The sequence below is a fragment of the Muricaecibacterium torontonense genome, from assembly GCF_004793925.1.
Lineage (GTDB): Bacteria > Actinomycetota > Coriobacteriia > Coriobacteriales > Atopobiaceae > Leptogranulimonas > Leptogranulimonas caecicola.
Genome location: NZ_SRYE01000004.1, coordinates 175094 through 201845, shown reverse-complemented (window position 1 = coordinate 201845; position 26752 = coordinate 175094). Strand labels below are relative to the sequence as shown.

16 protein-coding genes and 3 tRNA genes are annotated in these 26752 nt (G+C 58.7%); 12 read left to right on the top strand and 7 right to left on the bottom strand.

Annotation, left to right across the window (positions count from 1 at the left end; translation table 11 throughout):
- Positions 1-190: 190 nt before the first annotated feature.
- The 11 genes from E5334_RS07275 to E5334_RS07225 all read left to right on the top strand — a co-directional run bounded on the left by E5334_RS07275 (position 191) and on the right by E5334_RS07225 (position 14049).
- On the top strand, positions 191-1843 hold the full coding sequence (locus E5334_RS07275) for a peptide ABC transporter substrate-binding protein (protein ID WP_136012927.1): 1653 nt from the start codon (positions 191-193) through the stop codon (positions 1841-1843).
- A gap of 386 nt (positions 1844-2229) precedes the next feature.
- A complete protein-coding gene (locus E5334_RS07270) occupies positions 2230-3264 on the top strand; it encodes an ABC transporter permease (protein ID WP_136012926.1) in 1035 nt (344 codons plus the stop codon).
- Between the two features lie 10 nt (positions 3265-3274).
- On the top strand, positions 3275-4354 hold the full coding sequence (locus tag E5334_RS07265) for an ABC transporter permease (protein ID WP_275438980.1): 1080 nt from the start codon (positions 3275-3277) through the stop codon (positions 4352-4354).
- Positions 4355-4357: 3 nt separating this feature from the next.
- Positions 4358-5518 (top strand): ABC transporter ATP-binding protein, encoded by a 1161-nt coding sequence (locus E5334_RS07260; protein ID WP_136012925.1) that lies wholly within the window; start codon positions 4358-4360, stop codon positions 5516-5518.
- A 4-nt stretch (positions 5519-5522) separates the two neighbouring features.
- Entirely contained in the window at positions 5523-6545 is a 1023-nt protein-coding gene (locus E5334_RS07255; RefSeq protein ID WP_136012924.1) for an ABC transporter ATP-binding protein, read from the top strand.
- A 174-nt stretch (positions 6546-6719) separates the two neighbouring features.
- Complete coding sequence (locus E5334_RS07250) at positions 6720-7118, top strand: FeoA family protein (RefSeq protein ID WP_136012923.1); 399 nt, start codon at positions 6720-6722, stop codon at positions 7116-7118.
- The gene (gene feoB, locus E5334_RS07245; RefSeq protein WP_275438979.1) at positions 7111-9210 is read left to right on the top strand and encodes a ferrous iron transport protein B; all 2100 of its coding nucleotides are present in this window, start codon (positions 7111-7113) and stop codon (positions 9208-9210) included. Before E5334_RS07250 ends, feoB begins: the two co-directional genes overlap by 8 nt.
- A gap of 103 nt (positions 9211-9313) precedes the next feature.
- Positions 9314-9404, top strand: a tRNA-Leu gene (locus tag E5334_RS07240).
- Positions 9405-9515: 111 nt separating this feature from the next.
- The gene (locus E5334_RS07235; RefSeq protein ID WP_136012922.1) at positions 9516-11936 is read left to right on the top strand and encodes a SpoIIE family protein phosphatase; all 2421 of its coding nucleotides are present in this window, start codon (positions 9516-9518) and stop codon (positions 11934-11936) included.
- The gene (locus E5334_RS07230; protein ID WP_136012921.1) at positions 11933-12934 is read left to right on the top strand and encodes a cation diffusion facilitator family transporter; all 1002 of its coding nucleotides are present in this window, start codon (positions 11933-11935) and stop codon (positions 12932-12934) included. Before E5334_RS07235 ends, E5334_RS07230 begins: the two co-directional genes overlap by 4 nt.
- Before the next feature lie 341 nt (positions 12935-13275).
- A complete protein-coding gene (locus E5334_RS07225) occupies positions 13276-14049 on the top strand; it encodes an anti-sigma factor antagonist (protein ID WP_136012920.1) in 774 nt (257 codons plus the stop codon).
- Positions 14050-14249: 200 nt separating this feature from the next.
- Here the strand turns inward: E5334_RS07225 and E5334_RS07220 are convergent.
- Both E5334_RS07220 and E5334_RS07215 read right to left on the bottom strand, forming a co-directional pair.
- A tRNA-Glu gene (locus E5334_RS07220) sits at positions 14250-14326 on the bottom strand.
- A 12-nt stretch (positions 14327-14338) separates the two neighbouring features.
- Positions 14339-14412: transfer RNA gene (locus tag E5334_RS07215), tRNA-Gln, on the bottom strand.
- 232 nt (positions 14413-14644) lie between these two features.
- Between E5334_RS07215 and E5334_RS07210 the strand changes: the two genes are divergently transcribed.
- Complete coding sequence (locus E5334_RS07210) at positions 14645-16261, top strand: lysylphosphatidylglycerol synthase transmembrane domain-containing protein (protein WP_136012919.1); 1617 nt, start codon at positions 14645-14647, stop codon at positions 16259-16261.
- 179 nt (positions 16262-16440) lie between these two features.
- On the opposite strand, the gene E5334_RS07205 is transcribed toward E5334_RS07210, so the two are convergent.
- The 5 genes from E5334_RS07205 to E5334_RS07185 all read right to left on the bottom strand — a co-directional run bounded on the left by E5334_RS07205 (position 16441) and on the right by E5334_RS07185 (position 26245).
- Positions 16441-17733 carry a lysylphosphatidylglycerol synthase transmembrane domain-containing protein gene (locus E5334_RS07205; protein WP_136012918.1) on the bottom strand — a complete coding sequence of 431 codons (1293 nt, stop codon included), beginning with the start codon at positions 17731-17733 and terminating at the stop codon, positions 16441-16443.
- A 102-nt stretch (positions 17734-17835) separates the two neighbouring features.
- Positions 17836-19404, bottom strand: a complete 1569-nt coding sequence (sdaAB, locus tag E5334_RS07200; RefSeq protein ID WP_136012917.1) for an L-serine ammonia-lyase, iron-sulfur-dependent subunit beta — start codon at positions 19402-19404, stop codon at positions 17836-17838.
- Positions 19405-19551: 147 nt separating this feature from the next.
- On the bottom strand, positions 19552-21048 hold the full coding sequence (gltX, locus tag E5334_RS07195; protein WP_136012916.1) for a glutamate--tRNA ligase: 1497 nt from the start codon (positions 21046-21048) through the stop codon (positions 19552-19554).
- A gap of 197 nt (positions 21049-21245) precedes the next feature.
- The gene (locus E5334_RS07190) at positions 21246-23510 is read right to left on the bottom strand and encodes a YhgE/Pip domain-containing protein (protein ID WP_136012915.1); all 2265 of its coding nucleotides are present in this window, start codon (positions 23508-23510) and stop codon (positions 21246-21248) included.
- Positions 23510-26245, bottom strand: coding sequence for a YhgE/Pip domain-containing protein (locus tag E5334_RS07185; RefSeq protein ID WP_167604343.1), 2736 nt, complete (start codon positions 26243-26245; stop codon positions 23510-23512). Before E5334_RS07185 ends, E5334_RS07190 begins: the two co-directional genes overlap by 1 nt.
- Between the last annotated feature and the right edge of the window lie 507 nt (positions 26246-26752).

The following is a 26752-nucleotide window of genomic DNA, read 5'->3' as shown; positions in this document are numbered from 1 at the left end:
GCATTCAGGTTGCGTTAAAGGACTATTTCCTAAATACTTCTGTGGAACCACATGTCCCCGAGCGCCTCGGGTCGAGAGGTGGACACGGACACTTCTTGCCTCTGGAGGGTAGGGGGCCGGATCGAAGGCATGATTCGCTCGAGCCGGAGAGGTTCTGGGCGAACAAGCACGACAGACAGAAGGAGAGAGTGTGAGCGAGTTCCTCAAGATCGGTCGCCGCACGTTCCTCAAGGGTTCTGCTGCTGCGTCCGCTCTCATGGCACTGGCCGCCTGCAAGAAGGATGACGGCGCCACCGCCGAGGCAGGCACTGAGGGCGCTACTGCCAAGGTCTACATCAACAACCCCGTGTCCATCGACCCCTACAACTGCCAGGAGTCCGAGGGCACTCAGGTTTGCTATCAGATGTTTGACTGCCTTACCGACTTCGATTACGAGAAGGGCGAGCTCGTACCCGCCGCCGCTGAGTCTTGGACTTCCAATGACGACGGCACCGAGTTCACCTTCACCCTCAAGGAGGGCTGCAAGTTCCACAACGGCGACCCCGTGGATGCCGAGTCTTTCGTACGTGGCTGGACCCGTCTGGTGGATCCCAAGACCAACACTGACAGCCCCTCTGCCGTGACCTACCACATCTCCATGGTGGACGGCTATGACGCACTGGCTGCCGGCGAGACCGACGTCCTCTCTGGCGTCTCCGCGCCCGATGACAAGACCTTCGTGGTCAAGCTCGCCACCCCCTATGCCGACTTCCCCTATGTGGCGAGCCACCCCGCCCTGGCCCCTGTGCCCGCCGTGGCTCTGGAGGATTTCAACGCCTACTTCACCGCTCCTGTGGGCAATGGCCCCTTCATGATGGACGGCAAGTGGGTGGACGGCCAGTACATCAACCTCAAGCGTTTCGAGGACTACAACGGCGACAAGCCTAAGATCGCCGCCATCCAGTTCAACATCCAGAAGGACATGGAGACTGCCTATAAGGAGTTCCAGGCCGGCAACTATGACTTCTGCGACGTTCCCACTGCACAGATCGCCTCCGCCCAGGACACCTATGGCCTGTCTGACGACGGCTACACCATCACCCCTGGCAAGCAGATGCTGCTGGGCGACGAGGCCTCCGTCTACTACCTCACCATCAACAACACCGATCCTCTGCTTAAGGATGTGAACCTGCGCAAGGCCATCTCCCTGGCCATCAACCGTCAGGCCATCTGCGACACCATCTTCTCTGGCACCCGCACCCCTGCTGCTAACATCATTCCCCCGGGAATCGCTGGCTACGAGGACGACGTGTGGGCTGACTCCCACTACGACAAGGATGCCGCAGTGGCCCTGCTGGATCAGTACTATCCCGCAGACGCCGACGGCAAGCGCAACGTCACTTTCCAGCTGTCCTTCAACGGCGACGGCAACCACAAGGACATCATGACCGCCATCCAGGCCGACCTGGCCGAGGTAGGCATCGACGCCACCCTGGATCAGGGCGAGTGGGCCGCCATTCTCGACCGTTACCAGAGCGGCGACTATCAGACCGGTCGTCTGGGTTGGATCGCAGACTATCCCATCATGGACAACTTCCTCTATCCTCTGTTCTTCACCGGCAACGGCGACAACCGCTCCCTCTACAGCAACGCCGAGGTCGACGCTGCTCTTGAGGCTGCCCGCCGGACCGTGGACGACGACGCTCGCATCACCGCCCTTCAAGAGGTCAACAAGAAGATCTCCGAGGATATGCCCGTGGTTCCCATCTTCTTCTACAAGCACACCTATGTGGGCTCCGACAAGGTGAAGAGCGCCTACGTCGATCCTTCCAAGAAGATCCACCTGAAGTCTGCCGATATGTAAGCTGCCTTCCTCAAGGCTTAAAGCTTGCCTAAAGCAGGTTGCAAGGTGATGTGTGGATAAATTCTGCGCAGCCATGCATAGTGAGGTATCGCTTCTATTTGAGGCGGTACCTCGCTTTCTTATGGGAAGAAAGCCCTTTTCGCGCAGCGCTTGTTCGTTGAGGTTCATGCAATCTGAATATACTTTTAAACATGTAATTGCTTCCAATGTGTTTCATATCGCGCTTGCGATGCATCGAATAAGCCTCTTTTGCCACCGGTCTGCCTATACTTGTTACCGTGCGCTAGGTAGCTACTTTTTGACCCTCTCTTTGTGGGCCCGTTCCTTGGTGCACATAGGGCCGCCTGGCCCTTACCTGTTGGCATCGGATACAGGAGACAACGAGCATGCTCAAGTACATCCTCAAGCGCCTCCTGCAGTTCATCCCGGTGTTCTTTGGCGTCACAATGATCTTGTTTGCCATGAAGAACATTGTTCCTGGCGATCCCATCAAGCTCATCGCCGGCGACAAGGCGCTCCCGCCTGAGACAGAACTGCAGCTTCGCATCGCGAATCACCTCATCGAGGTAGACGCAGACGGCAAGCCCATCTATGACGAGGAGGGCAACACCGTCCCCATGCCCATCTGGAAGCAGTACGGCTACTATATCTCCGGCCTGCTTCAGGGCGACTTGGGCAACTCCTATAGCCGCAAGCTTCCGGTGTCCCAGATTTTTGCCGATAAGTACCCCTATACCGCCAAGCTCGCCATTGTGGCCATCATCATCGAGGCGGTGGTGGGCATAGGCGCAGGTATGGTGAGCGCCATCAAGAGGTATTCCTTCTGGGATGTGCTCGTCACCCTCATTACCGCAGTGCTTGTGGCCATGCCTGCTTTCTGGTTAGGTATGTTGCTCCAGCTCTTCTTTGGCATCATTCTCAAGAACGCCACCGGGGGCGCGGTATACATGCCCATCTCTGGCGCTGGCGGCAACTCCGAGTTCCTGCCTTGGGTGCACTATATCTTGCCAGCCATCACGTTGGCAGCAGTATCTACTGCCTATACGGCCCGCATCATGCGCTCCCAACTGTTGGAAGTCATGAACCAAGACTACATCCGCACGGCAAAGGCCAAAGGCCTTTCTCGGCGCGAGATTATTTACCACCATGCACTCAAGAATGCGTTGATCCCTGTAGTCACCTACATAGGACTGGACTTTGGCGCCATGCTCTCGGGCGCCATTCTCACAGAGACGGTATTCAACTGGCCTGGTGTGGGCAATGAGATCTATCGCGCTATCACACAGCGTGACTGGCCCATCGTGATGGGCGGCGTCACCATCATCATCGTGGTGGTGCTACTCATCAACCTTATCGTCGACATCAGCTACGCCTTCCTGGATCCGCGCATCCGCTACGGCGCTCCCAAGGATCAAGGTTAGGAGGTGCCCCATGGAAAAGAAACAGCATGAGAAAGACCTTGAGCGCGAGGCTCAGGAGGAACTCCGCGAAGAGACCGATCGCGCCTATGACATTCATGAAGAGCGTGCGCAGGCTGCTTCCGAGGTAGAGACAGATCAGCAAGACGATGCAGAGCCTGAGCATCATCGCGATTTCCGCGGCGCCTACAATGCGGTGGTCGACGAGGTCGACCATGAGGGAGCTTCCCGTACCCTTTGGAGCGACGCCTTCGCGCGCCTTCGCAAGAACAAGCTTGCCATCATCGGCGCTGTCTGGATTATCTTCGTGGCCTTGGTGGCCATCACTGCCGACCTGTGGGTTCCCCAGACGTTGGGATCCCCCACAGCCATCGATTCTTCCCAAATGGCATCGCTGGCACGCCTCCCGCCCTCCCTTGAGCATCCCTTTGGCACCGATGCTCTGGGTCGCGACGTGCTTTGCCGCGTGATCTACGGCGCGCAGATCTCTCTTACCGTAGGCCTTCTGGCCACTGCGATCTCTACAGTGCTTGGCCTCATCATGGGAGCTTTGGCAGCCTTCTATGGCGGCATTTGGGACACCATCATCATGCGCCTGGCAGACATCTTCTTGGCCTTCCCTTACACCCTCTTTGTCATCGTCATGCTGGCGGTGCTAGGGCAGGGCATCCAGAACGTGTTCATCGCCATCGGCGTGTTGGGCTGGCCTTCCATCGCCCGCGTGTTCCGCTCTGCCATTCTTTCCGTCAAGGAGAACGATTACGTGGACGCCGCCCGTTCCATGGGCGCCTCGGACGCCCGTATCATCATGCGCCACATCTTCCCCAACTCGGTAGCATCCATCGTGGTCTACGCCACAATGAATATCGGCGGCGCCATCCTTACCGAGAGCGCGCTGTCCTTCTTGGGCATGGGCGTGACACCCCCTAATCCTTCCTGGGGTTCCATGATTCAAGACGGTCAGCAGTACCTGGCTACTCAGCCGTGGCTCATGCTTATGCCCGGTATCGCCATCATCACCACCGTGTTGGCTTTTACGCTGCTGGGTGACGGTCTGCGCGATGCGCTGGATGTCAAGATGAAGGATGCCTAAACCATGGCTAAAAGAGATGCTAAGCAAGAGCAGGACCTCAAAAACCAGCCCATTCCCGAGGGCTCTCACCTGCTCGAGGTAGACAACCTCAAAATGTACTTCCACACCCAAGACGGCGTGGTTAAAGCCGTCGACGGCGTTACCTATACGCTGGATCGTGGCGAGACGCTGGGCGTGGTAGGCGAGTCTGGCTCGGGAAAGTCTGTCACCGCCATGACCATCATGGGTCTCATCGACATGCCTCCGGGACGTATCGAGGGCGGCGATGTGCGCTATCGCGGCAAGTCTTTGCTTGAAATGACCGAGCAGCAGATGCAGTCGGTGCGCGGCAACGACATCGCCATGATCTTCCAAGACCCCATGACCTCGCTTAACCCGGTCTATACCATCGGCCGTCAACTGGGTGAGGGCCTGCGCATCCACCGCGGCTATTCCAAGGAGCAGGCGCTCAAGCGCGCCACCGAGCTTCTGGCTATGGTGGGCATTCCCAACGCAGAGCAGCGCGTCAAAGACTATCCGCACCAATTCTCCGGCGGCATGCGTCAGCGCGCCATGATCGCCATGGCGCTGGCATGCGACCCCGACATCCTCATCGCCGACGAGCCCACCACAGCCCTGGACGTGACCATCCAGGCCCAGATCATCGAGCTCATGCAAAAGATGCAAAAGGAGAACGGCAACGCCATCGTCATGATCACCCATGACTTAGGCGTGGTGGCAGACATCGCCGACAAGATCATGGTCATGTATGCCGGCCGCCCAGTGGAGTTTGGCACTGCGGACGAGATCTTCTACAGCCCCATCCATCCCTACACCTGGGGCCTCATGCGCTCGATCCCCGAGCAGGTGACAGATGAGAAAAAGCCCCTCACACCCATCAAGGGAAACCCTCCATCGCTGGTCAACGTGCCCAAGGGCTGCTCCTTCTCTCCTCGCTGCCCCTATGCCACTGAGCTTTGCCACACCCAGGAGCCTCCGCTCTACACGATGCCTTCGGGACACTACGCGCGTTGCCACTACTGCAGCGACCCTGAGTTTGTAAAGAAGAACGCCCCTGTGACCTCTCGCACAGCCGTCGACGTGGCTGATGGCGAGCCCTATCGTGCCGATAAGAACGCCGCTTCGGCACCTGCACAGTTCCCACATCTAGGAAGCGAGGCATAAATCTATGGCTACCTCGCAAGAGCCCCTGCTCCATGTGGAGCATCTCACCAAAGAGTTCCCGGTAGACTCCGGCGTCTTCGCAGGACGCATGGCTAAAAAAGTCTCCGCCGTCGATGACGTGAGCTTTGATATCTTCCCGGGCGAGACCTTTGGTTTGGTAGGCGAGTCTGGTTGCGGCAAGTCCACCACCGGCCGTTGCATCATGCGTCTCACCCACCCTACGGGCGGCCGTGTGGTCTTTGACGGCAAAGACGTCGCCACTATGAAGAAGAAAGAGCTCAAGGCTGTGCGCCATGACCTCCAGTACATCTTTCAGGACCCCTACGCCTCGCTCAACCCTCGTATGACCATCGGCGAGATCGTGAGCGAGCCTCTGGTGATACATGGCGAGATGAACAATACCGAGGAGCGCATGGATTATGTGCGCAAGATCCTCGATATCGTGGGTCTCAACCCTGAGCACATCAACCGCTATCCACACGAGTTCTCTGGCGGCCAGCGCCAGCGTGTGGGTATCGCGCGTGCCTTCGCGCTGCATCCCAAGCTCATCATCTGCGACGAGCCGGTCTCTGCTCTGGATGTGTCCATTCAGGCGCAGGTGTTGAACCTTTTGGGCGAGCTCCAAAAGGAGTATGGCACAGCCTATCTCTTCATTGCCCATGACCTCTCGGTGGTTCAGCATATTTCTGACCGCGTGGCCGTCATGTATCTGGGCAACCTTATGGAGACTTCCGATTGGCGCTCCCTCTACGCAGAACCCTACCATCCCTACACCCAGGCCCTTCTCTCTGCAGTGCCCATCCCTGACCCCGACGTTCAGCGTTCTCGTGAGCGCATCATTCTCGCGGGGGATCCTCCTAGCCCCATCGATCCTCCCTCCGGATGCCGCTTCCACACCCGTTGTCCCATCGCCCAGGAGATCTGCAGCCAGAAGCATCCTGAGATGCGCGAGGTGGCGCCAGGGCACCACTGTGCGTGCTTCTTTGCCAAGCCGTTCCCCATCCAGGGGTCCTCTATCGAGCTCTAAGTTGCGCTATTTCTAGGTCTGAAAGGACGTTCACTCACAAGTGGGCGTCCTTTTTCATGGATGGGCCATTAGAATGCGCCTCTCTGGGGCATAGAAACCCATGTGCAGCCAATGACCGCCTACCGGTTGCAGGCGCATGTGTTCTAGTCTTTTACATTGTGGGGGAGGGGACCGGTGGGTTCTCACGAAAGCACATACACTCAGGCATCTGGCACCCAGGACGCCTCGCTTACCACGCTCGACAAAGGCGTCATAGGCCAGTATTACCGGGTGGTGTCCCTTGAAGATCTGGGGGAGTCTGTAGCTCGACGCCTGGAGTCGGTGGGCATGACGCGGGGCTCGGTGATCTGTGTGCTCAACAACAAGAGCCATGGCACAGACATCATCAGGCTCAGGGAGACCCGTTGGGCCTTGGGCCGCTCCATCACCTCCTGCATCCAGGTGCGCCATCTGGATACGCCTCCTGTGCCCAACCGCGACCTAAGCCCGGAGTCTGTGTCCACAGACCACACTCAGACCGCTGCTCAACGGACCTCTTTGGCAACCGATGGCGAGGAGGCGTCCCGTGGATAAGTTCGAGCGCCACTTCACGTACCAGCCGCTTCCTGCGAAGCCCGGACCTGAGGTAGGGCATCCTGGTATGACGTTGGCATTTGTCGGCAATCCCAATTGCGGAAAAACCACGCTCTTCAACGCCTATACGGGCGCCAAGCTCAAGACCGCCAACTGGCCCGGCGTCACCGTGGAGGGCAAAGAGGGCGCCACCGCCTTCGAGGGCGTAGAGATTCGCCTTATCGATCTGCCAGGAACCTACTCGCTCACCAGCTACACCATGGAAGAAGAGGTTGCCCGTTCCTACGTGCTTTCGGGTGATGCCGACGCCATCATCGACGTGGTGGACGCCAGCTCCCTGGAGCGCTCCCTCTATCTCACGTTGCAGCTTATCGACTTGGGTAAACCCGTGGTGGTAGCCCTCAACATGATGGATGTGGTGCGCAAGCGCGGCATGGAGATCGACGTGCACCGCCTTGCCGAGACCCTGGGCTGCCCCGTCATCCCGGTCTCTGCCCGCAAACGCGAAGGCCTTCAGCCTCTGCTTCACGCCGCCTACCATCACAAGGGCGCTCAGCACGATCCTTTCTGCCACGACCATGTGATAGACGACGGAATGGCCGAGAAACACCTCCACAACGTCATGGTCTACTCCCGTGACTTGGAAGCTAAGATCGACGAGGTGCAGGCTGCCTTTTGCAAGGCCTATCCTGATTGTGAGAATCCTCGCTGGCATGCGGTGAAGCTTCTGGAAGGCGACGTGTCGGTGAAGCGCGACTTCCTGCTGGATCTTCCAGTGTTGGAGCATAGCTATGAGGACGAGTTCATCAGCGAGCGCTATGACTTCATCTCCAGCGTGGTCAACGAGTGCGTATTCAATCGCTCGGCTCGTGCTGAGGCTACCGACAAAGCAGACCGCATCCTTACCAACCGCATCTGGTCTATTCCAGTGTTCTTGCTTATCATGGCTGTCGTCTTTGGCCTCACCTTTGTGGTGGGCGATGCCATCAAAGAGGTGTTCCAAGGTTGGCTGGATGCCTTTAACGGCGGGGTGGGGGACTTGCTCGCCTCCGTCGGAGCCTCGCCTGCGGTGGTGAGTCTGGTATGCGACGGTGCCATATCAGGCGTGGGCACGGTGCTCACCTTCCTGCCTAACATCTTCATTCTCTTCTGTGCTTTGGCGTTTTTGGAAGACTCCGGCTATATGAGCCGCGTGGCCTACGTCATGGACGGCATCATGGGCAGGCTGGGGCTTTCCGGCCGTGCCTTCATCCCCATGATCTTGGGCTTTGGCTGCTCAGTGCCGGCCATCATGAGCTCTAGGACCTTGGAGTCAGTGCGCGACCGCAGGCGCGTCATGCTGGTAACGCCTTTCATGAGCTGCTCGGCGCGCTTGCCCATCTATGTGCTCTTCTCGGGCCTCTTCTTCGATGCCTACGCAGGTCTTGTGGCCTTCTCCATGTACGTGCTGGGAATACTGGTGGCCTTGGCAGTGCTCAAGGTGATGTCTCTGACCGATAAGAGCGAAGAGACTGAAGGCAGCATGCTCCTCATCGAGCTCCCAGAATACAAGCTGCCAGACGCCCATACGGTGTGGATCTATGTATGGGATAAGGTCTGCGATTATGTGGAGCGCGCAGGCACGGTCATTTTTGCAGCTTCGGTCATCATGTGGCTGCTCCTTAACTTTGGTCCCACGGGCTATGTGGGAGAAGATGTGGCCAACTCCTTGGGTGCGACTATTGGCAGGATATTGGTGCCCTTCCTCGCCCCTATTGGCGCTGGTGACTGGCGCCTGGCAGTGGCGCTGCTGGCGGGTATTTCAGCCAAAGAAGTGGTGGTATCCTCGGTTTCGGTGCTCTTTGGAGTGGCGGGCGACGCCGTGGGCAGCCAAGCGCTGCACGCCGCTCTGCTGTCCATTGGCTTTGGGCCGGCAAATGCGCTGGCCTTTATGGCCTTCTGCCTGCTCTACGTACCCTGCATAGCCACCATCGCCACCATTCGCTCAGAGAGCCATTCGCGCAAATACGCCTGGTTTGCGGTGATCTTCCAAGTGGCAGTGGCCTGGGTGATCGCCTTTGTCGTCTACCAGATCGCACGACTGATGATCTAAGAAAGTCTCCGAGTGTGAGTGACCCCTCATAAAGTGCCAACTTTCTTAGATTGTCACTTGCACCCAAGGGCGCCTATGCTATTATTTCTTTCGCACCAAACCTGTCGGAGTGGCGGAATTGGCAGACGCGCTAGCTTGAGGTGCTAGTGACTGACTAAAAGGTCGTGCGGGTTCAAGTCCCGCCTCCGACACCAGGACATTCAACGTGGATCCTTAGGGGTCCACGTTTTTTGTTATTGTGGGACAATCGGCGTCTGTTCCACCTATACTCTGCGCGTCTCACAGCCGCAGTGTGAGGAGGCCTTATGATCCTTGGCAGCAGCATCACCGCCGTCGATAAAGGTGACGGCCGTCTCAAGGCTTTCTCCGGGCTTACCACCGTCATCAAGATATTGTCTTTGGTGGATGACGCCATTGCAGGCTATGACTCCCATGGCAAGATCATCATCGCCAACGGCAACCTGGCTGAGTTGACAGGCCTTTCTCGGCAGCAATTGATCGGTATGGATGTAAGCACGCTCTTTCTGCCGCTTACTGGCGTTCCTAAGACCCACGGGCGCCTGCCGTTTCCTTTAGACGGAGAAGAGACGCCGCTCCTTTGCCGCAAACCCAACCAAAACACCTGGACGCCGGTGCACGTGCGTGCCAAAGAGATGGGCGATGACGGCTCGTTTCTCATGGTAGCAAGGCCGTTTGTGGAAAAGTCTGTGTCGGGAGACGCCGGAGCAGTAGAGCCCGAGCTGGCAGTGCCGCACCTTTCGGCCAGCGACGTGCTGATCGACGCTGCGGTGGTGCCAGGCGAGGATCCGACCCCTTCGGGCATCGCAGTGAGCAACGCCGATCTCTATCAGAGCGCAGACGCCCCCGATGACTCGGTGCCCAATGATGTGGTTCGTGTGATTCAGGAGATTGGACGCGCGGCAGACACCGGCAATACTTCCGGCGTGCATGACATGCTGGTGCGCGAGCTGCGCAGCGCGGTGGATGCCGATGCCGCGGCGCTCTATACGGCCGGTTATGGCGGCTATGTGTTCAAGAGCTTCTCGGGAAAGTTGGGCGGCTCCTCCATGCCCACGTTTGTGGAGGGCAAGAACGCGGTGGTCTCCATCGCCTCTTCCCGCGGGCGCACAGCGAGTTTCGACCGCGTGCGGCAGGATACTGGCGAGATCGCCCTGGTGGATTCTGCCACGGGCAAAACCTATGAGATATCTGGGGCAGAAAACTTCCCCCTTACCTCGTTTTATGTGGTGCCTATCATCTATAACCGCTCCACGGTGGCGGTGGCCGCGGTGGGGTGGACCACTCCCCACGGGTTGGGAGGACACTCGGCAAAAGTACTGGACATCTTGGCAGTCCATCATGCCAACGACCTGCTGACCGCCCAGGCGCTGGCTCTTACCTCGGCAAGCGAGCGGGTGCAGGACGTGGCCCATGAGAACCTCATGCACCTCGAAGAGCTCGAAGACAAAGCCACTTTCCTAGACTATTGCCGCGCCTTCGAGGCCATGGCGCAGGCTATCAACTGCCGCTTTGCCCCGGTCTTCCGCAATTTGCATCAAAACACCAACTTCATCAAGAAGGCTGACGGCTCGTTGGTGGACTTCCCCTTCACCATCAATGATTTGGCAGACGACCGCACTGCCCCCGAGGTATATGTGTGCCCGTTCTCCCACCATAAGGAACTCTCAGACTGGCTTGCGCAAAACCATATCCAGCGCGATGGCTTCGTGGTGGTAGTTCGTCAGCTGCGAGAAGAGCGCAGGGCGTTTTTGGTGCTTTCGGACGTGTCGGACATTCCTCTGGGAAACCTGGAGATCACGCTGTACAAGCGCTTTGTGCAAGACGTCTTTCGCCAAGACCAGCTCCAGCGCCAGCGCATCCAAAACTCCCTCATCGCCCATACGCTGCAGCAGGGCATGGGAAATCATATGCAGCATGTGCAGGGCTTATCGGCGCAGGCCGTGTATAACTCGGCTACCGAGAGCGCCAATGTGGGCGGCGACTTCTACGATCTTCTGCGCCTTGAGAACAACCGTGCCTGCATCATCTTGGGCGATGTGGCAGGCAAAGGCGTGCAGGCAGCCAGCGTGTCGGCGGCAGTGCGCACCGCTTTGGGCACCTATGTGTGGGAGGGTATGGAGCCGGCGCATATGGTACGTTCGCTCAATGACTTCTTCTTGGGATTCTCGCGCCTAGACTCTTTCGCCACCCTCTTTGTGGGCCTGTTGGATGTGAGGTCTGGTAAGCTCACCTACTGCTCGGCAGGGCATCCCCCGGCATTCCTGCTGCATCCCAAGGACAACCAGATGGAGCTCTTAAACGTGCAATCCGGCGTGGTGGGCGCATTCCGCGAGATGGTCTTCAAAGACGGCATCGTGCAGCTTGAGCCTGGAGACGAGCTGGTGCTCTATACCGACGGCGTTACTGAATCCCGCGATCCCTCCGGCGTCTTCTTTGGCGAGACCGGTCTTCGCGAGACATTGGTGCGCGAGATGGACACAGACGTCCATGACATGGCAGACGCCATCATGAACACCCTCTACGACTTTACCGGCGGCCGCCTGGACGACGACGTGGCTATCATGGCCCTGCGCTACAACGGATTGGATGACGCCCCTGAAGACGACTCTTCAGGCCTGGGCACGGAGGGCAAAGGCACGGTGCCTGCCCCAAGCGAAAGCCACCAGAGTGCCCAAACTGGAGCCTCTGAAGGAGAGCAGCTGTGAGTGCCGCAGGCCTGAGCCGAGAAGAGCGCTGCCGCAAAGTGGTGCGAATCCTCTGGATCATCCTTATCCTCAACTGGGCAGTGGCGGCAGCCAAGTTCTTTTACGGCGCCGCTACAGGCTCGCTCTCCATGCGCAACGATGGCATTGCGAGCGCCTTTGACGGCCTGTCCAACATCGTGGGCATCCTGGGCGTCAAGATGGCCTCCCAACCCCCTGACAAGGCCCATCCCTATGGCCACGCCAAGTTCGAGACCTATGCGTCGCTGGCTATCGGGGTCATGTTGGCGGTGGCTGCCTACAACCTCGCCGCCGACGGCATCCAAGCCCTTTTGGGCCACAGGAGCGCAGTGGAGGTTAACGGCGGCTCCTATGTGGTGATGGTGGGGACCCTCGTCATAAATCTGGCGGTCTCCTTTGTGGAGGGGCGCTTTGGCAAGCGTCTTGCCAGCGAGGTGCTTACCGCAGATGCCCTCCATACTCGCTCGGACGCTTTCGTCACCATATCGGTCATCTTGGGCCTTGTGGCAGTGAGCTTGGGATATCCCATGGCTGACTCTTTGGTGGCTGTGATCGTGAGCGTCGCCATCGCCATTTCTGCGGTGGAAGTCTTTCGGGAGGCGGCTCGTACCCTCTCCGACCACGCGGTGTTGGAGGTCGAGCCGCTACGCCAGGCGGCCTGTCAGGTGCCTGGCGTGCGCTCCGTGCACCATATCCGCACCCGCGGCACTGAGGGCGACGTCTTCGTGGACCTCCATCTTCTGGTTGACCCAACCATGACGGTGGCACGCGCCCATCAGATCGCCCAAGAGGTAGAGCAGGCGGTGCAGCAGGGGTTTCCGGAAGTCTCCGATGTCATGGTGCACATCGAGCCCGACAATCCCCAAGAGCGCTCTGAAGGTTTGGCCGACGATCGCGCGCTCGGCGTAGCATCTAAGGACTCCTCCACAGATGACGCGGCCTCTCTTCCTGCCGAGAAGGGCGATCCTTCCTGCCAGTGACTCGCTGCCTTGGGTAGGCGAGTTTCTCGGCAGCGAGAGGAACGTCTATGCCCAGCTGCCGAGAAGGAATAATTTCAGGAAGCTATAAGAAATAATGTGCATTACAGTGAATGTGGGTTCTACAGGCGGGTATCAGAAACCCATATCAACGTTGAATATGCTTTCTCAAAACAACGGTAATAAACGCCAGGTTTTTGGACATATATTCACCGCTGGAATTATATATAAACGCAGGTTAATGGATTAATAGGTTAACAGTGGCCTACTGAATTCTCTCCCTAAAATTGGGGATGCCTGTGTAGAGACATCTCGCGTCTGGCACAGCTACGAAAGGGGAGAGCATGCTTATCGTCTCAGACTGCATGATGGTTCCCGTTCGTTCTGATATCAGTGTGAGGACGGCTCCAGAGCTTAAAGACCATATCGAAGAGCTTATGAACGGCGGCTGCCATCGCATCATCTTGGATATGGACAAAGTTGGCTATATCGATTCGGCAGGCATTGCGCTCATCCTGTCGCTCTCTCGCAAGATGCGCGCTATGGGTGGCCTGTTGACCTTGGTGAACGTCTCAGAGATGGTAAACCATATTTTGAGCGTAGGATGCCTGGTCCCCTTCATTCCTTGTTTGGCGAAACAGTCGTCAAAGGCTGCGGTGCCCGCATTGCCGGTGGGTTCCAAGCCGTCAAAGCGTCTTACGGTTCGCATCGAGCCAGATACCCTCCAAGATGCGCGAGAGCGCTTGCGCGAGTTTTTGGAGGTGCTACCTCTGTCCAGCAGCGAGCTCTATGACATCATCTTGGCTGCCGGCGAGGCTATGGGCAACTGCGTGCTTCATACAGATTCGGGCATCGGCTATCTTACCTGCGCCCTCTATCCTGACCGTTTGGTGATGGAGGCGGTGGACAGCGGGCCTGGGTTCGAGATCGCCCCGGATGTCGACCCCGTGGTGACTCTGGAGCATGGTCGCGGCATCAAGATCATGCGCCTTCTATGCGACGACGTTGAGATCAAGAAAAAGCCTGTGGGCCATGGCACCATCGTGCGGCTGGTAAAGATGCTGCAGCAGGGCGCTGAGCCACTGGAAAAAGGCATGTTTGAGATTCTTTCTGCCTAGAGATTTCTCTCACGCGTATAGAGATGCTGCAGCCTAAAGGGCACAACGCGCGTTGGTAGGTCCTGTGATCCAGCCTCATGCACAGCGTTTCGCTTTATGGGCCCCCGCCACAGGCAAATTGGACGTACACAACAACTTCGACCCCAATGGCAGATGTAAAAGAAAAGCCGGAACTTCAAGGAGTCCCGGCTTGCAACTTATGGTAGCCCGTACCAGATTCGAACTGGTGATCTCCGCCTTGAGAGGGCGGCGTCCTGAACCGCTAGACGAACGGGCCATAACCCAAGAATGGCTGAGCCAGAGAGAATCGAACTCCCATTGACGGAACCAGAATCCGCTGTCCTACCGTTAGACGATGGCTCAAGCTTTTGGGGCCGATTGCTCGGCGCGAGTAGTTACTTTACGTCATGGGGCACGCTCGTGCAAGCCTAAATTGGTCCAATAAGGCAATTTGGTGCAGGTTGTGAAGGCACCTGCACAACCGTCACGGTTTTGTCGTGGGGTCTTAGCAGTTGCCCCTAGGCCTTGGAGCCAAGATGGCCATAATCCTATAACAGCTTGGTATTGGGTGGCGCGGGTTGCAGAAGGGAGGGCTATGGAAGAGCAAGAGAATAGGTCGAGTCACCCTCCTTTGGATGAGGCGAGCTCCGCTGCTTCCAATCTACAGCCCTCTACTGACTCCTCCAACACTCCTGAAGGCCCCTCTCTTGAGGCTCTGGAGCTGTTGGAGCAACCGCTGGAAGACGCCCTAGGCTTCTTTGACATCCCAACATCAGAGGGTACACCCTCCTCCAAGGAGCCTGCCGCTCAGGTTCCTCCAGAGCCCGGCTCTACGGCTCCTTCCTCTTACCCTGTCCCATCCACCCCTGAGCAGCCAACTGCCGATGCAGGGGTTTCTCGGCAGCGAAAAAAACCAGCCAACCTCAAGATAGGGGTTGCGGGAGCCAGGCATCACAGGTCGCAAAAAGCTTCCTCTACCAATGCCTATGCGGCAGCAGCTGGGGCTCGCAAGGCCTCGGGTGCCCAGAAGCCCGCACCTCAGGTGGTGGCGGGTTCAAGGACCAAGGCGTCGGTGTCCAAGAAGACAGCCGGGCCAAAGACCCGCGTGGGGCAAGAGGAGAGCCAGGACCAAAAGAAGGCGCGCAAAGGCGCGCTGTTTATGGTGGGCGTGCTGGCTGCCTACGCGCTTTGGATCTTCATGAGTGGCCAGTTCGACGAGTTCGTGGGTGCGCTCAACGGGGCCGATGCAGGCTGGTTTGTAGCTGGCATGCTGGTCATGAGCTTCAACTTCGTCTTTGGCGCCCTGGCGTTCGTGCTGGCTGCCTATATCGATCCTACGAGTCCTTTGGGCGTGCGCGACTGCATGTCGGTGGAGGCAAACGGCGTGCTCTTTGGCAATCTCACGCCCATGAGCACGGGTACCATGCCGGCGCAGATCTATAGGCTCACCCAGGCGGGCTTGGATGTGGGGGCGGCTTCTGCCACACAGCTCACGCGTTTTGTGATCTACCAGGCTGGCGAGGTAGTAGTAGCTGCAACACTGTTGCTGCTGCGCTTCGACTTCTTCTTGCACACCTATGGAGACATCGTCTTCTTGAATATTGTGGTGTTTATCATTCAGACGCTCCAGGCCGCAGGCCTGCTGGTGGTCTGCCTGTTCCCGCGCTTTGTGACCCGTGTGGGCAACTGGGGCCTAAGGTTTGCCAGCCGCCACGGGTGGTTTAGTGCAGAGCGCGTAAAGCGCTACTCCGACGTGCTCAACAACCAGGTGCGTTCCTTTGGCGGCACCTTCCGCGACTCCTTCAGGCACATGGGCTCGCTGGCCCTTACGCTTCTGGTGACCTTGGGCCAGATGCTCTGCTTTTACGCGGTGCCCTGGTTTGTGCTCCGCGCGTTTGGCGGCGACGCAGATTTTGTCACCTGTCTCGCCGCAGCTTCCATGGTGCAGATGATTGGCAATTCTGTGCCGCTTCCCGGTGGCACCGGTGGCAACGAGGCCGGCTTCGCGCTGTTCTTTGGCCCCATTTTTGGCGCTGCCGCTACTGCGGGCTTCATCGTATGGCGCCTCATCACGTTCTTCATCCCTACGCTGGCTGCCTTCCCGCTTATGGCGTTGAGTTCGTCGCATAACAAGTCAATTTATCAGCGCTGGCAGCATTTTCGCACGCGCAAGGGCAGGCGCGCCCAGGTGTTCGTCTCTCGCAAGAAATAGCTTGCAGTGCGAGGGCTTATAGGCCGCTACGCCTACGCTGGCATGCATGGCGACACATCGGCACACATGGCGGCGCCTATCCAGCGAACCCATCTGTCTATGAGCATGCTCGTGGCCCTCGAACGATGTGTCGTCCCAGGGCCACGAAGGCCTTCGTGTGCAGGCTCTCTACTTAATAGTTAATCATCGAGCCGCTTCACAAGCCTGCGCAGGCGCTGGCGCAGGGTAGGGGCGCTGTCAGGCGTGCGCACGAGCGTGGCGGCTCCGCAAAGGGCGGTGTAGAGGTAGTAGGTCACCAAGCGCCACAGGATATAGCCGGCAGCGGCCGTCGATCCCATCCAAGGGGCAAAAAAGGTGGCGAAGGAGGCTTCGATGCCGCCGGTGCCACCGGGCAAAGGAATGGCGCTGGCCAAGAGCTGCACCATGGACCCTGCGCAGACCACCAGCCAAAAGTCCACCTGAATGTTCAAGGCCTGCAGCACAAACCAAGGGGAGCAAAAGATGCAGAACTGTTGCAGGATGGACACCACAAGCATACCCAGCATGACCCACTTGTGCCTCACTGCAGCCTTAAAGGTGGTGGAGAACTGAGTCACCTGGTTAGAGATGGCCTTCGACCAGCCATCGGCTTTGATCCCCATCCCAAACAGGTCGCGCCTTTTTATCCATCCACACAGTCGCTCGCCCAGTCTGGCCACCCATTGAGGACGCAGGCACATCACAAGCAGTGCCATGGCCTGGATGAGCTTGAATCCAAAGATGGCCACGTTGATCCACACCACGGCCCCGTAGTGGCTGAAGAAGTAGGGCCAGTTGCACAGCAAAAGACCGCCTGCGAGAAGGATCTCCGCTGCTTGGAATAGCAAAAAACGGTTGATCTGCACTGCGGTGGCCGAGCCAAAATCCAGTCCTGCCTCCAGCAGGCGCCAGATCTGCCCGGGCACCGAGCCGGCCATCATTGGCGTGAGGTTGCCAAAGAAGGTGCCGGCTGCCTCCACCGACACCAGGTCCAAAAAGCCCACAGGCGCCTTGCGCGCGATAAGGGTTTCCAGCACAAACGCCAGGGTGCCAAAGAGCAAGTAGAGGCCCATGACTCCTACCATGGCCAGCATCCACACCAGCTTTGCCTGGTCCAGCGCCTCCCTAAAGGATTGGCCCTGTCCCGACGCTTCGATATACGCCAGGCTCACTATCAGCACCGCTGCCATGAACAGGCCGCCAATGACGGCCTTGCGCGTGTTGGAGCGGGCGCGTGCCTTGGAATCTGCGGCGTCTTTGCCGCCAGTGAGCTCGCCTAACGCCTCTAGAGCCTCGCCTTTGGTGGAATAGTCGATGGTATCGAAGGCGTTCAGCGGGGGCTTATTGGCGGCATCCGCCTCCTTGGGTTCCTGCCGAGAAGAGATTGCGCTTGCATCAGGCGCTTGTGCCGCAGGTGCCGCGTTGGAGGTTGAACGTGAAGGGATCGAGGCCATAGATGAGGATGTCCTTTCGTTCAGGCATGACGAAAGGTCTATTCCCCTTTATTCGCTCGGACTCCTCAAAGGGGGTCAGTGATACGCAGCTTATTCAAGAGATCAGTCGCAGGCGCCGCAATCGGCGCAGACTGAGGGGCAGACGGCCAGGCCGCCTTGAGCGGTCTCGCGCAGGCTCACGGGCAGCGAGTTTCCCACCATGACCATGGCTGCAACTGCCTCGTCGAAGGGAACCGGACTCACCACGCCGGAGAGCGAAAGCTGGGCTGCGGTCATGGCATTGGCAACGCCAATGGCGTTGCGGTTTTGGCAGGGGAACTCCACCAACCCTTGCACAGGGTCGCATACCAGGCCCAACAGGTTTCCAAGAGCAATGGCGGCGGCGTTAAGGCACGCTTCGGGGCTTCCATAAAGCATTTGGCAAAGGCCTGCAGCGGCCATGGCAGATGCTGTGCCCACCTCGGCCTGGCAGCCACCCTCGGCGCCGGAGACGCTGCCATTGGCAGTGACGATGGCGCCCACCGCGGAGGCGCACCACAGGGCGCTGGGCAGACGGTCGAAAGACCCCAGGGCGTCGGCGCAGGCAATGAGGGCACCTGGCACCACGCCAGCAGAGCCGGCGGTGGGCGCAGCCACAATGACGCCCATAGCGGCGGAGCGCTCCAATACCGCCATGGCATAGGCGCAGGCGTTGGAGAGGGTGAGCCCCAAAAGAGGCTCTGCCAGCTGCCGGCGATGGCTAAAGACGTCCTTGGCCTGTCCGTGCAAGAAGCCGCCCAAAGAGCGCTGAGGCTCCTTGATGGTAGAGGCTACCTCGGCCTTCATGGCATCCATCACGCGATCCATGGCCTTATCGGCAGTCTCAAGAGATCCCAGCAGCGATCCCTCGCGGCGTCTCATGGCAGCTCCTATGGAGCAGGGCTCGGCGGCGCATAGGGCCAAAAGATCGGCGCCGCAGGAAAAATCTGATTGAATGGCGCCCTTCTCGTTCAAGGGCAGCGCACCGGGGATGGTGATGGAAGTGGCAAAGGACGCCCCGGCGCGTTCGCGAATAGTCTCCACCATGATGTGGTCTAAGGCCTCATCCAGCTCCACAATGGTGTAGGCGTCGCCTCCGCGCTCGTTCCTAAAGGTGCGTATGGTAGCAATATTGATAAAGTCCTCGGATAGGGCGCCGCAGATCTTGGCCAGCACTCCCGGCTTGTCGCGGTGATGGATGAGCAGTGTAGGGTATTCGCCTCCAATGGAGACAGCCACATTGTCCACGGAGGAAATGCGCACCCGCCCGCCTCCCACAGACTCGCCGCGCACGGTGAGGGCGGTGCCGTCTGCCAAGGTCATAGCAATGGAGACAGTGTTGGGATGCAGCGAGACGTCCTCGTCGGCGATGGTGAAGTGCACCTCAAGGCCGGCTTCTTGAGCCAGCTCGAAAGAGTCGCGGATGCGTTCGTCGTCGGTGTCCAAGCCCAGCATGCCGGCCACCAAGGCCCGGTTGGTGCCGTGGCCCAGGTAGGTGCGGGCAAAGGAGTTGTAGAGGGTGAAGTCCACGGCCACCACGGGCGCCGACGCGAGTTCTCGGGCCACGCGCGCCAGGCGCAAGGCGCCGGCGGTATGCGAGCTGGACGGGCCCACCATGATGGGCCCCAAAATCTCAAAGGCGCTGGGCAGCATAGTTGCTCCTAATGGGTGGGCCGCCACCTTGCCAGGCGACGGCCGCACAAAGACGTGAGTATGAGAGCGCAAGGCTCAAGCAACAGGGCATATCGGGCTGGTCGCATCGCCCCTTAGGCTCTACGGATGCCGAGAACCCCGTGGCCTCTAGGCCTCGGAGCTTTCCTGGGCGATGCGGGCCAGAGCGGCGTCGATGCGTGCCAGCACTGAGGCTTTGCCCAAAAGCTCCAGAGTCTCGCCCAAAGGCGGGGAGACCAGAGAGCCGGTGGCGGCGGCGCGCACGGCTCCAAAGAAGGTGCGCTTCTTAAGGTCGGTGGCCTCCTGGGCGGCAGCCAGGGCATTGTCGATGGTGCCGGCGTCAAAGTCGTCCAAAGGCTCCAGGGCGGCGCGGGCCAGCTCCAGAGACTGCTGGCAGCCGTCGGCCAAAAGCCCCTTCTTCAAGGCCTTGGGGTCGATCTTAGGAGTATTGCCGGCATAGAGGAAGCGGGCCAGGTCCACCACCTCGGGTGCCTTCTTGGTGCGGGGCTTGAGCACCGAGGCCAAAAGGCCAAACCACTCAGGACGCGCGTCCACGCAGCCCGGCTGCTCCAAGCCTGCAGCTACCAGCTGGGGCTCGATGACGTCGCGGGCAAAGTCCATGTCGTCTTTGGCCATGAGGTAGTGGCTGTTGATCCAATCCAGCTTGGCCGGGTCAAAGGTGGCCGGGTTTTTGGAGACGTGGTCCAACGAGAACTCGCGGGCCAGCACCTCTCGAGGCACGATGGTGGTGTCGCCGTCCAGCGACCAGCCCAAAAGCGCAAGGTAATTGACGAGAGCCTCAGAATCGTAGCCGGCATCGCGATACTCTTCCACCGAGGTGGCTCCGTGGCGCTTGGAGAGCTTCTTGCCGTCTGCCCCCAAAATCATGGAGATGTGGGCGAACTCGGGCACCGGATAGCCCAGCGCCTCATAGACCATCACCTGGCGCGGGGTGTTCGACAGGTGGTCGTCGCCGCGGATTACATGGGTGATGCCCATGAGCGCATCGTCCACCACGGTGGTGAAGTTGTAGGTGGGGGTGCCATCGCTGCGCACGATGACAAAGTCGTCCAGCTCGCGGGCGTTAAAGGTCACATCCCCATGGACAGCGTCGTGCACCACCACGTCGCCGCGATCCTCGGGCACCTTGATGCGCAGCACGTAGGGCTCTCCAGACTCCATACGAGCGCGAGCCTCAGTGGGATCGATATTCCGGCACCTGCGTTGGTAGCCCTGGAAGGGATCCTTGCGCGCTTGGGCTGCCTTGCGGTCTGCTTCCAGCTGATCCGGCGTACAAAAGCAAGGGTAGGCTTTGCCCTCATCCAACAGCTTTTGGGCGGCCTTGCGATAGATATCCAGGCGCTCAGTCTGTTTGTAGGGAGCGCAGGGGCCGCCCACCTGAGGACCCTCGTCCCAGTCCAAGCCCAGCCAGCGCATGGCGCGCAAGATGATGCCCTCGTTCTCGCTGGTAGAGCGTGTGGGATCAGTGTCGTCGATACGCAGGATAAAGGTGCCGCCGTGAGCCCTGGCAAACGCCCAGTTATAAATGGCAGTACGGGCGCCGCCTACATGAAGCTTGCCGGTAGGGGACGGCGCAAAACGCACGCGCACGGATGTATCGCTCAAAACAACTCCTCACAGGCCAAAACTCAGCCGCTCGTGTAACCGACCAATCCCCAAGATGTGCATCCTAGGGCCTAGCTGCCGTTTCATGGTACACCGCAAGAGGGGCTACCCTTAAGACCTCACAGCTTGTCCGTCTGCAAGATGGCAAACGCTGCCAAGAAACCCTTCGACCCCACCGGCACCTTCGCCATCTCAGGCTACATCACCTTGGTGGATGCCAACTGGTGCTCGATCCAATGGTTGAGGCGCACCAAGGGGCGACGGAGCACCAGGCCCAAGATGAGCGCCGGCGCCAAAAAGCCTAAAAGCCCCAGCAGATGAACCACAAAGTCGTTGCCGTAGATGCCGCCTATGCATCCGCGCATAAGCTGCATGGACTGCACGAAGGGCAAGAACGGATAGACCGCCTGGAAGGGTGCAGGAAGCATCTGCACAGGAAACGACCCGCCGGCTCCGGCGATCTGGATCACCATAAGGATTACCGCCAGCGCTTTGCCCACGTCGCCAAAGGATACGGTGAGCGCATAGGTGATGTTGGTGAATACCAACGACACCAAGATGCAGGTGAGAAACATCAGACCCACGTGTTCGCATTGGATCTGCAGGTAAAAGAGGTCGCCTGCGCAAAGCAGCGCAGCCTGAAGAGTGGCCAGCACCAAGAAAATGCCCAAGCGCCCCAAATAGGCCTGGGTGAGCGTGAGCCCTCCCAGCTGAGCCTCCTCCTTCTTGCTGGGCTCCACTTTGAGCATGACCACCAAAATGATGGCGCCCACCCAAAGGGCCAGCGAGTTGTACATGGGCGCCATGGCGCTGCCATTATTGGCCACAGGAAAGACCGCCACGCGTTTGAGATCCACCGGTGCCGATAAGAACTGCGACAGCTCCTGGGGGTCTTCTGCCAGGATGGCGCGAATCGACTCTACGTCCTGGGAGGCTACTGCAGCCGCCAGCCGTTCTTTCAAGGTAGAGACGTCCTCGGAAGCTCCATTCAAATCGCCGGACACCTTATCCAACGCTTCCTGGATGGACTCCAGGTCCTGGGCGGCAGAATCGCCAGTGACCGCCAAGGCTTGCAAAGTGGAGTCCAAGCCGCCTTTGAGGGCTCCTGCGTCGTCGGCGCTCTGGGTGATGGCCTCAGAGAGCGAGGTCAGCGACGGCGCCACGTCGTCATTGAAGGTGCCCTTGGCGCTGTCCAGGCTGGTTTTGGAGCCTTCCACGAGCCCCTCCAGTTTTGCCTTGGCGTCGGCGGCGCTGGTGGTGCCGTCTTTGAGCTCCTGGGCCATTTGAGAGATCTCTGCGCCCAGCTCTTCCAGGCTTTGAGAGGCTGCCGATAAGGACGCCAGCGCACGCTCGCTGGCTTCCAAGGCCCGGTCCAGGCTGCGTAGCACTGCCCGCTCGGCTGCAGTGAGCTGGTTGTCTTGGTTGTATTCGTCTTCCAGGCGATCGCGGAGCTCTTGGAGCTGGTCGCGCTGAGCGGTAAACCCTCCCAACAGGGCGTCCACTGCCTCTTTCCTCCCGTTCAAGGTGCCCGCAATCGACTCTAAGTCGTTGGCAACCTGAGTGGTAGAAGAGCCCGCTTTGTCAAAGACGCTGTCGATGGAGTCCTTGATGGAATCCAGCGAGTCGCTTCCAGAGGTGAGTGCGTCAGAGACGGTGCTCGAAGCAGAACCAAGCGCATCTTTGAGGCTTCCCACGCCGCTGGAGGCGCCGTTCAAGGCGTCTTGCAAATCAGAGGTGGAGTTTTTCTCGGTACCTACTAAGCCGGCTGAGCCTTCTACCAGGGATTTGGCGGAGGATACCAAGGCTCCGTAGCTCTTCACGTTGGCGGCAGTGCTGGTGAGGGTCTGCTGGGTGTGGTCCAGCGAGGCAACGATGCGGTTGGCCAGCTGGGTCATCTCGTCGGAGCCCAAGTAGGATCCCAAATCGCCCAGCACTGAGGAGCCCACCGAGCTCACCGTCTGGGCAAAGGTGGTGTCAATTTGATTCTTGAGCGCAGAAGAGGCCTTGGAGGTCACCACATTGGCGATGGCGTTTTCCTTCTCGTTCACGTAGAAGTCCAAGGCAGAGGTGTGGGGGTCTGCCGAGAGCATGCCAAGCAGGTCTCTGGAGAAGTTGGGTGGGATGATCACTGCTGCATAATACTGGCCGGAGCGCACGCCTTCCAGCGCGTCCTGTTCGCTGGTGATGAGCCAGCCAATTTGATCGTTTTCCCGCAACGCCGAGGTCACCTTGTCGCCCACATTGATGGAGAGGGGCATCAGGTCGCTGGTATAGCCTTCGTCGGTGTTGGCTACAGCCACTTTGAGGTTTTTGGTGTTGGAGTAAGGGTCCCAGCTTCCGGCGATGTTGAACCATGCATAGAGGGAAGGGACTATGACCAAGCCTAGGCACACGATGCCGGCGATGACGTTCATAGTGCTTCGATGCAGATCCATCTTAAACAGTTGCCAAATCTTGCGCACTACTCATCGCCTCCCTTCGCGTCTCGATCCTTTGACTTGGGTCTCTCTTCGGGCGCGGGCCCTGCCGCCTCATCGGTTTTATGATTGATAAGTGATTCCAGGCGCTCTTTGGCCTTGTCGTGGCTCTCATCCAACTTGCGCATGGCCGAGAAGGGGGCGAAAGGGGCCACCTCATGATTGAGCCGGTCGCTTACCATGGCCATGATCTGGGATTGGGAGAGCTCGGAAAGCCCCATTTTTTGGGCAGCCATGTCGTGGATGTATTCGATGGTCACCAGATAGAGGATGAGCAGCAAAATGGAGACGATCCAGAGGATGAGCACTGCAAACTTGATCTCCTGTGTGGCTATGAACAGAGGAATGAGCAGCACGGTGGAGCAGAGCAGCAGGGCGCGGAAGCCCCAGCGCACCATGGTTTCGTAGTGCGTGTTAAACCAGGCCATGCGCATCTCGAACACCTGGCGGTAGGCGGCAGAATCCAGCGCTGCCTTGAGCAGGGTGGTGAGTCGGAAGTTGGCCTGTGGAGGCTCGGTCTCCTCGCAGGCCATAAGGTCTGTCTCGCGGAGCTTGGCGTCAAAGAGGCGGTTGATGTTGAGCAAATGGCGCCGCAACGCCACGCCAATGATGAGCGAGGGGATCACGTAGAGCAGCAGGATGCAAAGGCTCTCGACGTAATAGCTGCCATAAAAGCCGGCGATGGCCTCGCGCATGGCGTTGTTGCCGTAGGTGAAGGGCAACCAGGGGTAGAGGGCCTGAAAGAAGCCCGGCTGCATCTGAATGGGGTAGAGGCCGGAGGACCCCGGGATTTGCAGGATCAGAATAACCACTGCAAGGGCTTTGCCCACATGCTTTAAGGCCACGGCCAGCGCGTAGATCATATTGACATAGACAAAGGACTCCACCAGTCCCGCAAAGACGAAGGCGACCGGATGGACGCATTGGATGCCAAGCGCGATGTCGCCTATGCACGTAATAAGCGCTTGCAGGATGCCCACCAGGTTAAGGAGCATCCACCTTCCAAAGTAGGCCTGCCATGGCTTGAAATCGCCTACCTGTTCGCGGTCCACTTCAAGCTTGTAGATGGATACCAGCACGAAGCCACCTACAAACAGGGCCACGTCTGTGTAGAAGGGAGTGACGCCAGTGCCGTAGTTGGCTACCGGATAGACCGTCTTCTCATCGATGGTCACAGGAGATGACATAAATGATGAAATCTGATCTGTATTGGCCCCTGTATAGGTTCTCAAAGCTTCCATTACCTGGGAGCTGTCGATGGCAGAAAGATCGGTGGCCAGGTTGTCCAACGATTCTAAGGCATTGTCCAAAGAGGTCTGGGTGCTTCCTAGTGCCGTGGACGCCTGATCCAAGGTGGAGGCCAAGGAGTCGAGAGACACCTGAGCTTGGTCCAAAAGGCTGTCCAGGCTGCCTAGGGTGCCAGCCAATCCATTGCCTGCCGAGGAGAACGAGTCCAAGGCGCTTGTAAGATGGGGGAGAGCCTCATCTGCCAGTGCCTGGCGCGTGGACAACAGGTTGTTGGCAGTCGATTGCACCTCATTGTTGATGGATTGAGCTGCGTCGTTGGTCTCATTGGTGGAGGTTTGGGCTGCATCCAGCGCGGTCTTCACCTTGTCCAGCAGGGCCTGTTGGGCGCTAAGTTGCTGGCCTAGGCGCTGGGACTCGGCTTTAAGGCGACTCTTGAGATCTGCGATGGATCCGGTGTCTGGCAGGGCGGCGACGGCATTGTCCAGCGAGGTCTTTGCGGCGCTCAGCGAGTCCTTGGTGGATTGCAACCGGGTGGCCACCGAGCTTAGCGTGCCGTTGGCAGAGCTTAGCGTGCCGTGTATGGCAGCCGTGTTCGAGGCGGCCTCAGAAGAGATGCCAGAGATGGTGGTGGCGCCATTCACTAGAGAGCTGTCGAGCTTTTGGGCAAGCGCGTTGGTCTTGGTGCGCGTGGTCTCCAACGAGCCTAGGGCGTGCTCTAGATTGGCATGGGCATTCTCGCCTGACGTTTTGAGTTGGGAGGTGGTGGCTTTGGCCTCCACAATGGTGTCTTTGGCCGTTTGGCAGGAGCTTTGGGTATCTTTGAGCAGCTGCGAGATGGAGGCAATCTGATCGCGGGCATCCAACACTTTTTGGCGGGTGGCGTCGGTGCCTGAGGAAGTGCGGTTCTCTAGAGTGAGTCCCTCGGTCTTGGCTGCCTCCACCACGGCGGTGGTCACTGTCTCAACAAACGAATCGTCGATGGAGCTCTCTACTGTGGAGGCCCCGGAGTCGGTGACTTTGGGGGCCACGGCGCTGAGCTTCTCGTTTACGTAGTACTCCAGCTCAGGTCTGGTGATGTTTCCGGTAAGCACTGAGGCGAGGTCTTTTGAGAAGTCCTCCGGAATGACGAGAGCGGCATAGTAGCGGCCGGATTCCACACCCGCTTTAGCCTCATCGGCGTCTACGAAGGTCCAGCCCAACTTGTGGTTGTCCTTGAGCTGGGCTTCCACCTGGGCGCCCACATTGATGGCGGTGGCGCCCTTGTCGGCAAAGTCTACAGATGCCCCAGCATCTTGATTGGCCACCGCCACAGGCATAGTGGAAGTATTGGCATAGGGATCCCAGTTGGCCAAGATGTTTAACCAGGCATAGGCGGCGGGAATGATGGCGACGCCAATGGTGATCACAATGGCCACGGGGTTTTTAAGAATGCGAAGCAGATCCCGCTTGAAGATGGCAAAGACGGTATGCAACAGCGCTCCTTGGACTCGTGAGTTAAGAACCCGGCGTTTTAGGAAGGCGATCACCCCATAGGGGAGAGCGTCCTTTGAGCCGGCACGACATGGTACTCCAAAAACGTTCACAACAATGAACTGGTTAATGCCTAATATGCCCCCGTAAGAACGAGGCGCATAACAGGAGTGCCGCAGTCTCTACTTCTTGTCCCCATTTTCTAAAACCTTGTGTATCAGAAAGAACGCGCGACACCTTACAAGTCTTGTTGGGGTAGAGTCCCCTATGCCGTCAAGAGGTACGACGCGTCTGCGCCGTGCACAGAGCAGAGGGACCGAGCCCTAGGAAGCTCCGGCAACCCGCCTCAAAAGCGAGGTAGGGTGCCACATCTCGGCAAATGCTCGAAGCATTTGGAAGACGGGGGAATTCGCTGATTATTTGAAGGTCCCCTGGGTAGTAACGGGGGGACCTTATTTTTTGCGTCCCCGCAGTCGGTCGTCCTAGGCCGGCTGGTACAGGAGCGCAGC

Bases quoted from the DNA above. Each gene is read 5' to 3' on its own strand.
- E5334_RS07270 (WP_136012926.1), top strand. From the start codon at position 2,230: ATGCTCAAGTACATCCTCAAGCGCCTCCTGCAGTTCATCCCGGTGTTC.
- E5334_RS07265 (WP_275438980.1), top strand. From the start codon at position 3,275: ATGGAAAAGAAACAGCATGAGAAAGACCTTGAGCGCGAGGCTCAGGAG.
- E5334_RS07260 (WP_136012925.1), top strand. From the start codon at position 4,358: ATGGCTAAAAGAGATGCTAAGCAAGAGCAGGACCTCAAAAACCAGCCC.
- E5334_RS07255 (WP_136012924.1), top strand. From the start codon at position 5,523: ATGGCTACCTCGCAAGAGCCCCTGCTCCATGTGGAGCATCTCACCAAA.
- E5334_RS07235 (WP_136012922.1), top strand. From the start codon at position 9,516: ATGATCCTTGGCAGCAGCATCACCGCCGTCGATAAAGGTGACGGCCGT.
- E5334_RS07225 (WP_136012920.1), top strand. From the start codon at position 13,276: ATGCTTATCGTCTCAGACTGCATGATGGTTCCCGTTCGTTCTGATATC.
- E5334_RS07210 (WP_136012919.1), top strand. From the start codon at position 14,645: ATGGAAGAGCAAGAGAATAGGTCGAGTCACCCTCCTTTGGATGAGGCG.
- E5334_RS07205 (WP_136012918.1), bottom strand. From the start codon at position 17,733: ATGGCCTCGATCCCTTCACGTTCAACCTCCAACGCGGCACCTGCGGCA.
- sdaAB (WP_136012917.1), bottom strand. From the start codon at position 19,404: ATGCTGCCCAGCGCCTTTGAGATTTTGGGGCCCATCATGGTGGGCCCG.